We start from the raw sequence: 13,439 nt of genomic DNA, 5'->3' as shown, positions 1-13,439 counted from the left end.
TAATAAAGCATTCTTTTCGAATGAAATTACGTCTAGAGCCGTATAACAAAGAAAGTCATTTATGCTACACTTAACCAAAGGAGCGTGAAGTAATGGATTGGAAACACATCCTTCACAAAATAAAGACCGGTTGGCTGACCTTTTGGCGCTGGTTAAAACCGTATTTGCAGCAATTTCATCAATGGCGCAAGCGGGTTTGGAAAAAATACCACGTAAATAAAATTTTTATTTTACTTAGTTTAGTTGCTATCTTAATCATGAGCGGGTATTTATTTTATATCGCCAAAAATACGAAAGTCAGTGAATTAGAGTCAGGTCTGAAAGAATCGACGGTGATTTTTGATGCCAATGGTGATGAAGCAGGGCAGTTGTACTCGCAAAAAGGCACGTACGTTTCTCTTGATGCCATCTCCAGTGATGTGGTCAACGCCTTGATCTCAACTGAAGACCGCAACTTCTATAATCACCACGGGTTTGATATCAAAGGGATCGCTCGGGCAGCCCTACGTATGCTGGTCAACCGCAGTGCCGAAGGCGGTGGGGGAAGTACCATCACCCAGCAGCTTGCTAAAAATGCCTATCTGTCCTTGGATCAAACCTTTAGTCGAAAAGCCAAGGAGCTTTTCTTAGCGATCGAGATCGAGAAGAAATATTCTAAAGATGAGATTTTAGAAATGTATTTGAACAGTTCCTATTTCGGTAACGGGGTTTGGGGCATTCAAGATGCCTCGCTAAAATATTTCGGTGTCAATGCTTCTGAACTAAGCGTGGGAGAAGCTGCGACGTTGGTGGGGATGCTCAAAGGTCCTTCGATCTATAACCCGATCGACAATCTGGAAAACGCCACGAACCGTCGCGACACCGTCTTGAGTTTGATGGTGGATAACGGCAAGTTGGACCAGTCCGTTGCTGACCAAGAATCACAAGTTGCCTTAGCCAATTTACTTTATGATGGATTTGGCAATTCAGAATCTGGCTATAAGTATCCTTATTATTTCGATGCGGTCATCGACGAAGCCGAATCCTATGGGTTGGACGCCGATGATGTCATGAATCGCGGCTACAAGATCTATACAGCCCTGGATCAAAACTACCAAGCACAAATGGAAGCTGCCTATAAAAACGATGCCTTGTTCCCTGAAAATGCCGCTGATGGCACGATGGTGCAATCTGGCTCTGTTGCACTTGATCCGAATACCGGTGGGGTGCAAGCGGTGGTGGGTCGTCGTGGTGAGCACGTCTTTAGAGGATTTAATTTTGCCACGCAAATGAAACGTTCACCAGGTTCCACGATCAAACCGATCAGCGTCTTCGCCCCTGCCCTAGAAGCTGGGTTTGAACCGGACAGTGTCCTGAAAGACGAGCCCCTTGATTTTTATGATGCTCAAAACTTTGACGGGACCTATGCTGGCGAAGCAGTCATGTACCAAGCCCTCGCCCAAAGTTTGAATCTGCCAGCAGTTTGGCTGCTGCATGAGATCGGCTTAGATCGCGGGTATAGCAAAGCACAAGAATTCGGTCTTTCCTTGACCGAATCCGACAAATATTATGGCTTAGCATTAGGTGGTTTGGAAAAAGGGGAATCTCCAATGACGATGGCAGCAGCGTATGGCGTTTTCGCTAATGGCGGGTATTACTACAAACCGCATTTGATCACCAAAATAGTTGATTCAACTGGTGCCGTGATCGTTGACAATACGTCTGTGCAAGGCAAACGCGTGATTTCTAAAGAGACCGCTGATAAAATGACGAGCATGATGCTAGGAACCTTCTCTAACGGGACGGGGGTTAGTGCTAGTCCGTACGGCTTTACGATCGCCGGTAAGACGGGTACGACAGAGACCAACTTTGATGCTTCTAAGGTCAATGACCAATGGATCGTCGGCTATACTCCTGATATGGTTCTGTCAACCTGGCTAGGATTTGAACATGTGAGTGAAGATCATTACTTAACGGGAACTAGCGGACAAGTTGTTGGGAAAATATTTAAAGCAGAGGCCGAAAGCTTACTGCCTTATAGTCAAGGCACCCAATTCCAAGTTGCAGACGCTTATTGGACAGGCGGAAAATTAATGGCAGCCGATGAGGTACCAGATCCTGATAGCAGTACGTCACAAAATAGCAATGATTGGCAACAAACCATCGATGACTTTGCCGAAAGCGCCAAAGAAGGTATGAAGGAATTCGGCAGCAAGATCAAAGAAGGAACGAAAGAATTGTTTGGCGGCTTGTGGAATTCCATTAGTGGAAATTAAAGGAATTAGGCAACTGCTAGTCTAGAACCTGAGAAGAATGGTATACTAGAAAAAAAGAGGAGGCGTCAAAATGGCAAATATTTATGATACAGCAAACCAATTAGAACGTGAATTACGGGAGTCAGAACAATTTCAAGATCTGAAAGGTTCTTTCGACCGTTTGAAAGCAAATGAAGAAGCGTACGCGTTATTCAAAGAGTTTCAAGAGTTGCAACAAAGCCTGCAACAAAAAATGATGGCTGGCGAAGAAATGACGGAAGAAGAAGCGCAAAAAGCCCAAGAATTATCGCAAAAAATTCAACAAGACGGCATCGTTTCTGACTTGATGCAAAAAGAGCAAGCCTTCAGTTTAGTGGCCAATGACTTGAACCGCATCATCATGGGTCCTGTAAGAGATCTATACGAAGCGTAATCGCCAACAAACAAAGACCAAAGAAGCAAGTGAAACTTCAGAGAAATCGGCTGCAACTGCAAGAGTCGTTTCCAAAGAAGTTTCAAAAGCGCTTCTTTGGTTTTTTTTATGAAAAAGGCGAACAAATTTTCGTATTTTGCTGACGGAATGACTGATAAATGTTATGATAGAAGCATTAAGGAGGGAGAAAGAAATGCGATTTTTACATAGTGCAGACCTGCATATCGACCGGTCATTTGAAGGGGTCCATCTGTTATCTGAAAAAGTGAAGACCCAACTCCCTGCTATCAATCAAAAAATCATCCGTAATTTGGTGGATGTTGCTTTAGAAAAAGCGGTCGATTTTGTTTTGCTGGCTGGGGATACATTCCATCAAGCACGGCCGAGTCTAAAAGTGCAGCATGACTTTTTTGCCCAACTGCAACGACTGGGAGAAGCAGAGATCCCAGTCTATATGATTTTCGGCAACCATGATTATTATGATCCGCAACGGTATTGGTTTGCTTTTCCAGAAAACGTCATTCTCTTTTCATCGGAAGAAGTTCAAACGGTACAAGGAACAACGAAAAACGGTGAAACCTATGCAATCAGTGGATTTAGCTACCAACATCTTTGGATCGCTGAAAATAAAGTAACAGAATTTCCCGCAAGAGCAGCGGTGGATTACCATATTGGGCTTTACCACGGGGATCAAGCCGGTGAACGGTATGCCCCCTTTTCAATCAGTGAAATGAAGCAAAAAGGCTATGATTATTGGGGCTTGGGGCACATCCATGTACCTAAGACGCTCTCAGAGCAACCACCGATCCTCTATCCCGGTACGCCTCAAGGAAAGACCAAGAAAGAGCAGGCGACTGGGGTGATTTTGGCAGAATTATCGCCACAAGGACCAACAATCGAGCGCTTGGAGATCGCGGAAATCGCTTGGCAAAAGCAAGTGGTCTCCTTAGCGGATGTGACCGCCTCGAATGCCGTATTGCCAGCGATCATCGAGCGCTTAAAAAGTCCTCGTTCGCGCTTGCTGCATCTGGTGTTGACCGATGTGCAGCAGCTGCCGCCAGATTGGTTTCCAGCTGCGGAAAAAAATGAATGGCTGACCTACCTCAATGAACGGTTGGCACAAACAGAGCCGCTGCAAGTAATCTATGCCCTTGAAGTCGAGCAAGCCAATGAAGACAAGATCGCATTGGCGGTACCACAAGACTATATGCTGCAGTTTTTAGCGATGTATGAGTCACCAGAGATCTTTGCGGACCGACTGTCCGATCTATTGCAGCATCCGCTGATCCAGCGGGGGATCACCCATGAATCATTTCAAGAAGAAGTCTTGCAGCAAGCCAAGCAATTGTTGAAAGACGACTTTCAATGGGAGGAGCAGTCATGAGAATTTTAAAAGCAGAGATTACCGGTTTTGGGAAATACCATGAACAAAGCTTTGCCTTTCATCCGCAAAATCAGCTGCTCTTTGGGCACAACGAGATCGGAAAATCGACGTTGTATCAATTTATTGCCGCCATCTTATTTGGCTTTCCGAAAAAGACAGCCAAGAAAAAAGACTATACCCCCAAAAACGGTGCAGCTTACGGTGGCAAGTTATGGTTGGCGCTGGAACCCTTCGGCGAAGTGATCGTGGAACGCTATCGGCATGTAGACCGCGGTCGTGCCAAAGTCCATGTCGCTGGTCAGACGGTCGATGAGCAATGGCTGGCACAACACCTGCAGCCCCTCAATCGAGCATTGTTCTTCGATGTCTTTACCTTTCAGCAAGAGCAATTGACCCAGATCGATAAGCTAGAAGAAAATGAGCTGCACCAAGCGTTGATTTCTCTGGGAATCAGCGGCAGTCAAAAAATGCTGCAGCAAGTGGCACAATATGAAACCATCAATCAGCAGCAATACAAGCCACGGGGGCAAAAGCTGCCTTTGAATCAGGCGTTAAAACAATTAGAAAAACTGCAAAAAACGATTGCGGAAAAAGAAAGCGAAGAAAGCCGCATCCAACAGCAGTATCAGCAGATCGCCCAGTTGCAAGAACAGATCCAAGACTTGCGACACCAGTTTCAAGCATTGAATGAAGCCTATCAGGAAAATCAGCAGCAGCTGAGTCATTGGGGGCTTTATGAAGAGTGGCAGCAAATGGCACCAGCAGATACGTTAGCCGATCCTCAGCAAGTCCAAGCCATCAAACAGTTTTATCAGCAGTATCAGCAGCTGACGGAAGAAATTCGCAAAAAAGAAGCTGAATTAGATCAGTTGGAGCAAGGAAAAGAATCAGATAAGTATTTCTTTTACCTTGATCACGAGCACCAAATCAATCACTTGCTGCAGCAGCAAGTGACGATGGCGCGTTTGGCAGATCGTGAAGCAGCGGCCAATCATCAAGAAGCCGTCGCCATCACGGAGCTGAATCGCTTGGTCGAAAAGCGCCAATGGAGCAGAGAATCGCCGCCGCTAGTAACGGCTTCGATCCATGAACAAACCACACGTTTACTACAAGAACGTGTGCAGTTAGAAGAGCTCGAAAAGCGCATGATGCGTTTAGAAGAAAAAGCGCAGCCTTTGCAAGCCACCGCAGCTCGCTTAGAACAGCAGCATCCTCAATTGATTGGCCGCAAGCCGGTTTCTCGCCCGCTATGGCCGCTAGGGATCGTCGGTGGGCTGCTAGTAGTGATCGGTATCTTTTTGCCGAGTCCGTGGCGCTGGCTTGCTCTAGGTGTAGGGATCGCAGCGATCATTGGCAGTGTTTTGCCGTTGATGAAAGCAGCGCCAAACAAACAGCAAGGCATCAAACAGGAATGGCAGACGGTTCTCATGCAGCTGGATCTGCTGGGAGAAGAGTTGGCGCAGCTGGGAAATGAACAGCAGCAAAAGCAGCAGCAGATCGATCGTGCCCACCAAGCCCTGACACCCTTTTTTGGTAATTTGCCGGTGGAAAGCTGGCAGTCGTATTTATTAGCCTATGATGAAGATGTTGCTAGCTATCAAGCCTACTCACAGCAGCGCAAACAAGCCTATCAAGAACGGCAAGCCGTCGCAGAAGAACTGGCACCCTTTGACGAGCAGTTCCGACCTTATGCTGAGTGGCTGCCGTTGCAAAACAAAACCTTGTTAGAAAAAGCAGCGATCTTGCAGAGGTTTAATGAAGAGATGCAAACAATCAAGCTTTCACGACTGCAACAACCTAGCACGCTGCTGGCCCAACAGTTGACCCGCACCCGCAATGAACGCGACCAGCTGCTTTCCCAGGCCAGTGATCTCTTACAGCAACAAGGCTTAGATCACCCTGCAGAAATCAGCCTCTGGTTGAAGCAATGGGAAGCGGCGCAACGCACGCAGCAGCGAGCAGAAGAATTGGCGGTGATGTTAACACCGATTTATCCTAAACCAGTGACGCAAGCAGAATTGCTGCAGCAAAAAGACCAGATCAAGCAGCAGCAAACACAGCTTCAGGCACAAATACAGCAGTTGACGGAGCAAAAACAGCGTTTGGAATTAGAAGCAGCAGCTAGTCAAAAAAATGGCACCTTGAATCAGCTTTATCAAGAAGAAAGTGAGCTAAAGGCGGTCATTGAAGAACTTGCTGTGGCATGGGGGAGTCGTCAGTTGGCGGCTTCGATTTTAACGGATGTCACGACCGAGTTGTCAGAACAGCAATTGCCGCAGCTATTGTCGGCTGCTTCAACCTATTTTGAACAGCTATCAAACGGACGTTATCAAAAGATTCTTTTGGAAAATGGCTTGTTGGTAGCGGCAAATGCCAGCGAGACGTTTTCGATCATCGACCTGTCCACAGGCACGAAGGATCAGTTAATCATGGCGTTACGCTTCGGTTATCTAGCACTGCAAAAAAATCACCCATTGTGTCCAATCATTATTGATGATGGTTGGCTGCATTATGATAGTGTTCGTAAGGAACGGTTTGCCGCACTGTTAAAAGAGTTTGGGCAAAGTTATCAAGTAATTTGTTTGTCTTCTGACCAAGAAATGGTAAGCTATTATCAGAAGTACCAGCAGCCTATCCAGGATCTGAGTAAAGGAAGTGAAAGATTTGGCTGATCGGCCAAATAAGCCCATGAAAAAAATTCGTGAATTAACTGTTGATGAAACGTTTCAACTTTTCTTGCTGATCAAGAATGCCGATGTGCGGATCGCGAAAAACGGCAAAAAATTTATTGCCTTCACCTTTCAAGATACATCCGGCACGATCGACGGAAAGTTCTGGGATGCATCAGATGAAGAAATCGCCCGTTTTGAACCCGGGAAAGTAGTACTGCTAGATGGAAAACGGGAGGTCTACCAAGGCAATCCGCAAGTCAAAATCATGCATTTGCGTTTAGCGAAACCGGAAGAGCCCCATGAACCAAGCCAATACATGGAAAAAGCACCCTTGCGAAAAGAAGAGATGGAAGAAGAAATCAGTCAAACCTTGTTTGAGATCACGAATCCTCACTGGAATCGAATCGTCCGTTTCTTACTGAACAAGTATAAAAAGGAATTCTTTGACTTTCCAGCTGCGAAGCGCAATCACCATGCCTTCGCCAGTGGATTGGCGTATCATACGACCACTATGCTGCGGTTAGGAAAAGCAATCGTCAAAGAGTACCCTGAATTGAATGCTTCACTACTGTATGCGGGTATCATTTTGCATGATTTAGGAAAAGTGATCGAGTTGACAGGTCCGATGACGACAGAGTATACCTTGGCGGGGAATCTAGTAGGGCATTTGGTCTTAGTGGATGAAGAAATCACGCAAGCCTGTATGGCTTTGAAATTTGATGACAAAGAAGAAGATATCGTTGTTTTGCGGCATATGGTTTTAGCCCACCATGGCTTATTAGAATATGGGTCACCTGTTCGCCCCCGCATAATGGAAGCGGAGATCCTCCATCAAATCGATAATTTGGATGCTTCCATGCAAATGATGCTGACGTCGATTCGTTTAACGGAACCTGGTCAATACACAGACCGAATTTTTGGCATGGACAATCGGAGTTTTTATGTACCGAAAGAAGTGTAGCGGTGACCTTGTAGCACGATCAACCAAAGTGAATGACGGAAAGAACAAAAACCACGCTAGGCTTGCTTAGCGTGGTTTTTCAGATGTTGGAAAAAGTAGCTGAATCGGCAATATTAACCTAATTAGCATAAAAAAAGAAGCGCCGCTACGACGGCACTTCTTTTTTCGTTTATTCAGCAGAAGAATCTGTAGCACTCTCACTCGTTGCAGTAGAATCATCGGTTGCATCAGTAGCAGAAGAATCTGCCGCTGAGCTGTCCGTTGCATCGGTAGCAGAAGAGTCAGCAGTTGAATCTTCTGTTTCGGCCGCTGTGATGTAATCAGAAAGCAAGTCTGCTAAGTCAGAGTCTTTCATTTTCACATTAGCTGCTTGCAATTCTTGACCGATCGTTGCTGCCATAAAGGTTGAATCATTCAACAAAGTGTTTTGAGCAATTTCAGTCAATTCATCTTTGTATTTATCCATATCATTGCCTTTGTCTTGGTTTTTCACCATTTTCACGATATAGTATTCCGTCGTGTAAGTTGACGTGTTGGTTGCAGAGATCACTTCAGAGATTTCACCATCTTTTAAATCAAAAGCGGCTGTTTTTACTTCACTTGGTACAGCTGATGAAGTAGAATCGAATTTGATCGTTCCGCCATCTTCTTTTGTTGCCGCATCCGTTGATTTTTCTTTAGCGATTTCGCCAAAGTCTGCATCATCTTTTTTCGCTTCTTCTAAGACGTCTTTGGCATCATCTTCACTTGCTACTTTGATGATTTGTGCTTCTACTTCAGGGTGGAAAGAATCCCAAGCAGTTTTCATGTCTTCATCAGTGATATCCATGTTGGCTTTTAAGCCTTCACGTAACGCAAGTTGTTGTTTCAATTCTGCACGGTAAGATTTCACCGTATAACCAGAGGCAGTCAATGTTGATTCAAAGGAATCACTGCCGCCATATTGTTCAGCCACATTATTGAATTGTTCGTCGATCATTTCTTCTGTTACGTCATCACCGTATTTTTCATCAAACACTTTTAAGACGATCATTTGACGCAACGCTTGTTGATTTTCTGAACTTGTTTTTGCTTTGTCATAAAAATCTTGAACAGTGATTTTACCGCCCTTCATTGTTGCGATTTCCTCACTTGAGTTACCACAAGCCGCTAATGCAAAAAGACTCATTGCACTGACTGCTACTAAAATTAATTTTTTCTTCATTCGTTTAAGCACTCCTAATTCTAAAAAGATTCATAATAATCACTGCACCTACTATACCACTTCTAGAAATGGTTGGAAAGAAAACAGCGGATGTTTCAAACAAAATTCATAAAAACTACAAATTTTCGATTTGTTTGTCATCCTCGGCGCTTTGGGCTTGAATCGTCGTGATGTGCTGATTCAATTGTTCCATTTGGGTTTTTATCCGAGCAAGGCGCGGTTGTGCTTGGAATTTGAAGGCTTCCAAATCTTTCGTGAAAGATTCGGTCACAACTGGGATCGTTTCGTCGATCGTTTTGCGGGTTACCATCACAGCATCTTTGAGCTGTTTGACACTGTCATTGAATTCTAAGGTCGCTTCTGTCGTGTCATCTAAATAGCGAATCAATTCTTCACGGGTTTCATTGCCGCTTTTTGGTGCAAAAAGCAAACCGCCTAAGCCGCCGGCGATGGAACCGAACAAAAGTCCTTTAAGAAAATTACCGATCATTTAGTTCACCTGCTTTCCAATTTTTTCGGCGATTGCCGCCAGCTCTTGCCCCGTGTAATTCTCTGCATGATTGCCAAAATGGATCTTGAAATCATCGTCTTTGCTGTAGCGAGGAATCAAATGGACATGGGAATGGAAGACGGATTGGTACGCCAATTCTTTATTGTTGTTGATGATATTTAAGCCTTCGATCTCAGGGAATGCTTTTTCGATCGCCCGAGCAATCTTAGGGATACGGGCAAAAACCGCTGCTGCCAACGTTTCATCGTACTCGAAAATATCCGTCACATGCGTTTTGGGAATGACCAATGTATGACCAGGGGTGACTTGGGAAATATCTAAAAAGGCATAGACTTGCTCATCCTCGTAGACTTTGTAGCTAGGAATCTCACGATTATTGATTTTACAAAAAATACAATTTTCCATTGTAAAAAACCTCCTTGATCTATTACCTCTACTTTACCATATTTTGCTTTTTTTCGTCTGGTTTCCTCTTTGAAAAAGTCGGAACAAGGCAACTGTTCCTTCAACAAAGGCGCTTTTTTAAAGAAATGCGAAAAGCAAGCGAGAAACGCTTGCATTTAGATTCCAACAACCCTAGACTTAATATCAGAAATCATTTGGAAAGAAGGAACCTATGAAACCGATCATTAAAGAAACCTTACAGAAAAAAACAACGACTTCAGCGAAGCTTCGCTACTTAGCCTATGCCTATAAAGAGTGGTTGATCGCGATCACGCTGTTTGTGGTGTTTGCTGGTTCAATCACTTATTCTCTGACACGTCCGCAAGAAGAAGTAGTCAATGCCGCCATTGTCACTGAAACAGCAATGGACCCTGCGGTGCAAAGTGAATTGGAAGCAGCCGTTGAAGCATGGGCAATAGATCAAGGGTATCAAAAAGAAGAGCTGCGGATCAGCCTGGTTTCTTATGCCGAACCAGCCGCTGTCCAAGCCTTTACCACCCGTCTTGCCGCTGGTGCCATCCAAATGGTCGTCTTTCCAGCCAGCGAAGCACAAACGTGGCAAGAGCGCTTTGGCAGCCAAGAACTAGCGCAAGAAATCATTACAGTGGGAGAAAATGAATTTATCCTGCAAGTCACGAATAAAGAAAAATAAACAACTGTTTTGCCAGCTGACTGAATTGAACAAAAAGAGCCTACGTTGACAAAGAGCCATAATCAGGCGAATCGGAGGGAAAAAATGACTTTACAAGTAGCAAACGTGACAGGCGGCTACAATCAGCTGCCAGTCTTAAAAAATATTGATTTTACGATCGGCGATGGGGAGCTCGTTGGCTTGATCGGCTTGAACGGGGCAGGGAAGAGTACGACGATCAAAGAAATCATCGGTTTACTGCAACCTCATAGCGGCACCATCACGATCGATGGCTTGACCCTTAAAGAAAACCCAGAGCAATACCGCAAACAAATCGGGTATATCCCCGAAACCCCTTCTTTATATGAAGAATTGACCTTAAGAGAGCACATTGAAGTGACGGCGATGGCCTACGATCTTCCACAAGAAGAAGCCATGAAGCGAGCAGAACGCCTGCTAAAAACCTTTCGCTTAGAAAACAAACTCGATTGGTTCCCGGCAAACTTTTCAAAAGGGATGAAACAAAAAGTTATGGTACTGTGTGCCTTTTTGATTGAGCCGAGTGTCTACATCATTGATGAACCCTTTCTAGGATTAGATCCTTTAGCGATCAATGCGTTATTGGAACTGATGAATGAGATGAAACAAACCGGGGCATCTATTTTGATGTCCACCCACATTTTAGCAACCGCAGAGAAGTATTGTGACAAATTCATCCTCTTGCATAACGGTGAGATCCGCGCACAAGGGACATTGGCGGAACTAAGAAGCCAATTTCAAGCACCAGAAGCCTCCCTTGATGATCTGTACCTCGCACTGACAAAGGAGAGTCAAGCATGAAGCAGTTTTTCTCGCAACGCTTACAGCGGCATCAAAAACAGATGACACGCTATTTGCGCTATGTCTTCAATGATCATTTTGCTTTGATCAGCACCTTCTTAGTCGGAGGTCTGGGGCTCTATTATTCTGAATTGCTAAAAACATTGCCGCGGCCGTTTCCATTAGGCGGCATCATCGTGGTCGCTGTTTGGCTCTTTGTTTTACCGCTGGGACGCTTAGCGACACTGACGAAACCGGCAGATTTGATTTTTCTGTTAGCCAAAGAAGGACAAATGACAAGTTATCTCAGCCAAGCGTTACGTTATTCCCTCTGGCTGCCCTTTGGGGTTTTATTTTTAACCGTAGGGGCAACGATGCCTTTGGTCGTGGTCACAGCAAACAGCACCTTTGCCTCATTCCCATACTTTTTAGGGATGATGTGGCTCTTAAAACTGGGGGATCTTTCACTACAACGGATTCGTTTGTATCAAGAAACTCAGCAGCAAGTCAAACAGCAGCGAGGCATCTGGTTCGCAAGTGCGTTAGCTGCCACACTTGCCAGTATTTATGTAGCACCTTGGCTAGGGTTGGGGATCAGCATCTTCCAAGCAATCTGGTTCCTCTTTGGACTGAAAGCCAATAGCCAGCTTTTGGATTGGGACTATATGATCCAAGCCGAACAGTCGCGCTTAATGCGTATCTATCGGTTTATCAACTTATTTACAGATGTTCCCCAAATCACGACGGAAGCCAAACGGCGCAAATACCTCGACTGGCTGCTGGCAAAGATCAAACCAGTGCACAGCAATACGTACCTCTATCTTTACTTGCGCCGAGTGATCCGTGGGGGGCAATATGGCGGGCTTTATGTCCGTTTGACTTTGATTGGTGGGTTCGTCTTATTCTTTGTCGATGAGCTTTGGATCAGTCTGCTGATCGGCTGCTTGTTTCTTTATCTGATCGGTTTCCAACTGATTCCTTTGATCAATGAGTTTCAATACATGGTTTTGACACATCTGTATCCCGTGCCAGAAAAACAAAAAGCCGCAGCGATCAAAAAAATTCTTGGGGCACTCTTACTGGTGACCGCAGTTCTTTTCGGCGTGATCTGTTGCTTGCGCTTGCCTTTTGTTTGGCAAGGCGGTATCGCGTTTCTTGGCTTCTTAGGGTTTGCGGGTCTTTTTTTAGGCATCTACTTGCCAGGGCGATTAAAGAAAATGCACGCCTGATCCACAAGTGGCCTCTCTTACAAAAAGCGAACGCATATGCGCTTGACGGCGACCCATTAGGAAGCTAGAATAAGAGGTACTGCGAAATAAGGAGAGAAGCTAGGATGGATATTCGCTTGGATCAAGATTGGCGTATGCGGCCAATCAAAGGCGACACCGGGAAAGCCTATATCGGGCTCAAGGACAACGACAAAGTCTTTATCAAACGAAATACGACCCCGATGCTTGCGGCACTCTCTAAAGAGGGCATTGCACCCAAACTCGTCTGGACGAAACGGACGGGAAATGGGGATACGCTCTCCGCACAAGAATGGCTGGATGGACGGGTCTTAGATCCCGATGAAATCGGCCAAAGAAATGATGTCATTGATGTGTTGTATCACTTGCATCATTCAAAAACGTTGGCACAGATGCTAAGCAAAATCGGCGGACAAGTCAGATCGCCTGAACAGATGCTGATGGATTATCAGGATCAGCTGCCTTCTGCGGTCGCCCAAAACCGTTTTATTCATTTGGTCACCGAGTATTTAAAAACCAATATTCCAGCTTTTGACGAGCAGAAAGCCGCGGTCGTCCATGGCGATGTCAATTATCGAAATTGGCTAGTTTGTCAAAACTATTTGTATTTAGTCGATTGGGATTCCGTGATGTTTGCAGATCCGGCAATCGATATCGGCACTATTTTAGGTCACTATGTGCCATTATCTGGCTGGTCTCATTGGCTCGTGCGCTATGGTATCCACAGCAGCAGCGAAGTGATCGAAAAGATTTATTGGTACGCATTGTTGAGTATGCTGCAAGAGGTCAAAAAATATTATCTGCGAGGCGATTACAAAGCCATGAATGCAGAGATTTTACAATTAAAACGAATTTATAGCGAATGAAGAGAAGATGGAGCGAGGCAATTTGGTTCCATC

12 protein-coding genes are annotated in these 13,439 nt (G+C 45.1%); 9 read left to right on the top strand and 3 right to left on the bottom strand.

The genetic code is table 11. From position 1 onward, the window contains the following. Positions 1-92 precede the first annotated feature (92 nt). From IGJ12_RS15130 to IGJ12_RS15110, 5 genes are all read left to right on the top strand, one after another. Positions 93-2,255 carry a PBP1A family penicillin-binding protein gene (locus tag IGJ12_RS15130; RefSeq protein ID WP_008382020.1) on the top strand — a complete coding sequence of 721 codons (2,163 nt, stop codon included), beginning with the start codon at positions 93-95 and terminating at the stop codon, positions 2,253-2,255. Between the two features lie 70 nt (positions 2,256-2,325). After that, positions 2,326-2,667: a YlbF family regulator gene (locus IGJ12_RS15125; protein ID WP_005227708.1), complete on the top strand. Its 342-nt coding sequence runs from the start codon at positions 2,326-2,328 to the stop codon at positions 2,665-2,667. Between the two features lie 193 nt (positions 2,668-2,860). Continuing rightward, positions 2,861-4,051 carry a metallophosphoesterase family protein gene (locus tag IGJ12_RS15120; protein WP_034878261.1) on the top strand — a complete coding sequence of 397 codons (1,191 nt, stop codon included), beginning with the start codon at positions 2,861-2,863 and terminating at the stop codon, positions 4,049-4,051. After that, complete coding sequence (locus IGJ12_RS15115) at positions 4,048-6,723, top strand: AAA family ATPase (RefSeq protein WP_176257010.1); 2,676 nt, start codon at positions 4,048-4,050, stop codon at positions 6,721-6,723. The genes IGJ12_RS15120 and IGJ12_RS15115 overlap by 4 nt, the downstream gene beginning before the upstream one ends. A 16-nt stretch (positions 6,724-6,739) precedes the next feature. Further along, on the top strand, positions 6,740-7,684 hold the full coding sequence (locus IGJ12_RS15110) for a 3'-5' exoribonuclease YhaM family protein (protein ID WP_034872173.1): 945 nt from the start codon (positions 6,740-6,742) through the stop codon (positions 7,682-7,684). Positions 7,685-7,853: 169 nt separating this feature from the next. On the opposite strand, the gene IGJ12_RS15105 is transcribed toward IGJ12_RS15110, so the two are convergent. The 3 genes from IGJ12_RS15105 to IGJ12_RS15095 all read right to left on the bottom strand — a co-directional run bounded on the left by IGJ12_RS15105 (position 7,854) and on the right by IGJ12_RS15095 (position 9,804). After that, a complete protein-coding gene (locus tag IGJ12_RS15105) occupies positions 7,854-8,888 on the bottom strand; it encodes a peptidylprolyl isomerase (RefSeq protein WP_430619166.1) in 1,035 nt (344 codons plus the stop codon). A 115-nt stretch (positions 8,889-9,003) separates the two neighbouring features. After that, positions 9,004-9,378 (bottom strand): YtxH domain-containing protein, encoded by a 375-nt coding sequence (locus tag IGJ12_RS15100; protein ID WP_005227717.1) that lies wholly within the window; start codon positions 9,376-9,378, stop codon positions 9,004-9,006. Then, on the bottom strand, positions 9,379-9,804 hold the full coding sequence (locus tag IGJ12_RS15095) for an HIT family protein (protein ID WP_430619165.1): 426 nt from the start codon (positions 9,802-9,804) through the stop codon (positions 9,379-9,381). A 211-nt stretch (positions 9,805-10,015) separates the two neighbouring features. On the opposite strand from IGJ12_RS15095, the gene IGJ12_RS15090 reads away from it, so the two are divergent. From IGJ12_RS15090 to IGJ12_RS15075, 4 genes are all read left to right on the top strand, one after another. After that, positions 10,016-10,495 carry a hypothetical protein gene (locus IGJ12_RS15090; RefSeq protein ID WP_005233404.1) on the top strand — a complete coding sequence of 160 codons (480 nt, stop codon included), beginning with the start codon at positions 10,016-10,018 and terminating at the stop codon, positions 10,493-10,495. 84 nt (positions 10,496-10,579) lie between these two features. Then, positions 10,580-11,314 carry an ABC transporter ATP-binding protein gene (locus tag IGJ12_RS15085; RefSeq protein WP_005233406.1) on the top strand — a complete coding sequence of 245 codons (735 nt, stop codon included), beginning with the start codon at positions 10,580-10,582 and terminating at the stop codon, positions 11,312-11,314. Then, positions 11,311-12,522 (top strand): ABC transporter permease, encoded by a 1,212-nt coding sequence (locus IGJ12_RS15080; RefSeq protein ID WP_087664548.1) that lies wholly within the window; start codon positions 11,311-11,313, stop codon positions 12,520-12,522. Before IGJ12_RS15085 ends, IGJ12_RS15080 begins: the two co-directional genes overlap by 4 nt. A 104-nt stretch (positions 12,523-12,626) precedes the next feature. After that, positions 12,627-13,406 carry a phosphotransferase family protein gene (locus IGJ12_RS15075; protein WP_005233409.1) on the top strand — a complete coding sequence of 260 codons (780 nt, stop codon included), beginning with the start codon at positions 12,627-12,629 and terminating at the stop codon, positions 13,404-13,406. The last annotated feature ends 33 nt before the right edge of the window (positions 13,407-13,439 follow it).

This window comes from Enterococcus sp. DIV0802b (assembly GCF_050543535.1).
In the GTDB taxonomy this organism is placed as follows: Bacteria; Bacillota; Bacilli; order Lactobacillales; family Enterococcaceae; genus Enterococcus_D; species Enterococcus_D entomosocium.
This window is presented reverse-complemented; position numbering and strand designations above follow the sequence as displayed.

Coding starts and splice junctions, on each gene's coding strand:
- IGJ12_RS15130 (WP_008382020.1), top strand. CDS start 93: ATGGATTGGAAACACATCCTTCACAAAATAAAGACCGGTTGGCTGACC.
- IGJ12_RS15125 (WP_005227708.1), top strand. CDS start 2,326: ATGGCAAATATTTATGATACAGCAAACCAATTAGAACGTGAATTACGG.
- IGJ12_RS15120 (WP_034878261.1), top strand. CDS start 2,861: ATGCGATTTTTACATAGTGCAGACCTGCATATCGACCGGTCATTTGAA.
- IGJ12_RS15115 (WP_176257010.1), top strand. CDS start 4,048: ATGAGAATTTTAAAAGCAGAGATTACCGGTTTTGGGAAATACCATGAA.
- IGJ12_RS15110 (WP_034872173.1), top strand. CDS start 6,740: ATGAAAAAAATTCGTGAATTAACTGTTGATGAAACGTTTCAACTTTTC.
- IGJ12_RS15105 (WP_430619166.1), bottom strand. CDS start 8,888: ATGAAGAAAAAATTAATTTTAGTAGCAGTCAGTGCAATGAGTCTTTTT.
- IGJ12_RS15100 (WP_005227717.1), bottom strand. CDS start 9,378: ATGATCGGTAATTTTCTTAAAGGACTTTTGTTCGGTTCCATCGCCGGC.
- IGJ12_RS15095 (WP_430619165.1), bottom strand. CDS start 9,804: ATGGAAAATTGTATTTTTTGTAAAATCAATAATCGTGAGATTCCTAGC.
- IGJ12_RS15090 (WP_005233404.1), top strand. CDS start 10,016: ATGAAACCGATCATTAAAGAAACCTTACAGAAAAAAACAACGACTTCA.
- IGJ12_RS15085 (WP_005233406.1), top strand. CDS start 10,580: ATGACTTTACAAGTAGCAAACGTGACAGGCGGCTACAATCAGCTGCCA.
- IGJ12_RS15080 (WP_087664548.1), top strand. CDS start 11,311: ATGAAGCAGTTTTTCTCGCAACGCTTACAGCGGCATCAAAAACAGATG.
- IGJ12_RS15075 (WP_005233409.1), top strand. CDS start 12,627: ATGGATATTCGCTTGGATCAAGATTGGCGTATGCGGCCAATCAAAGGC.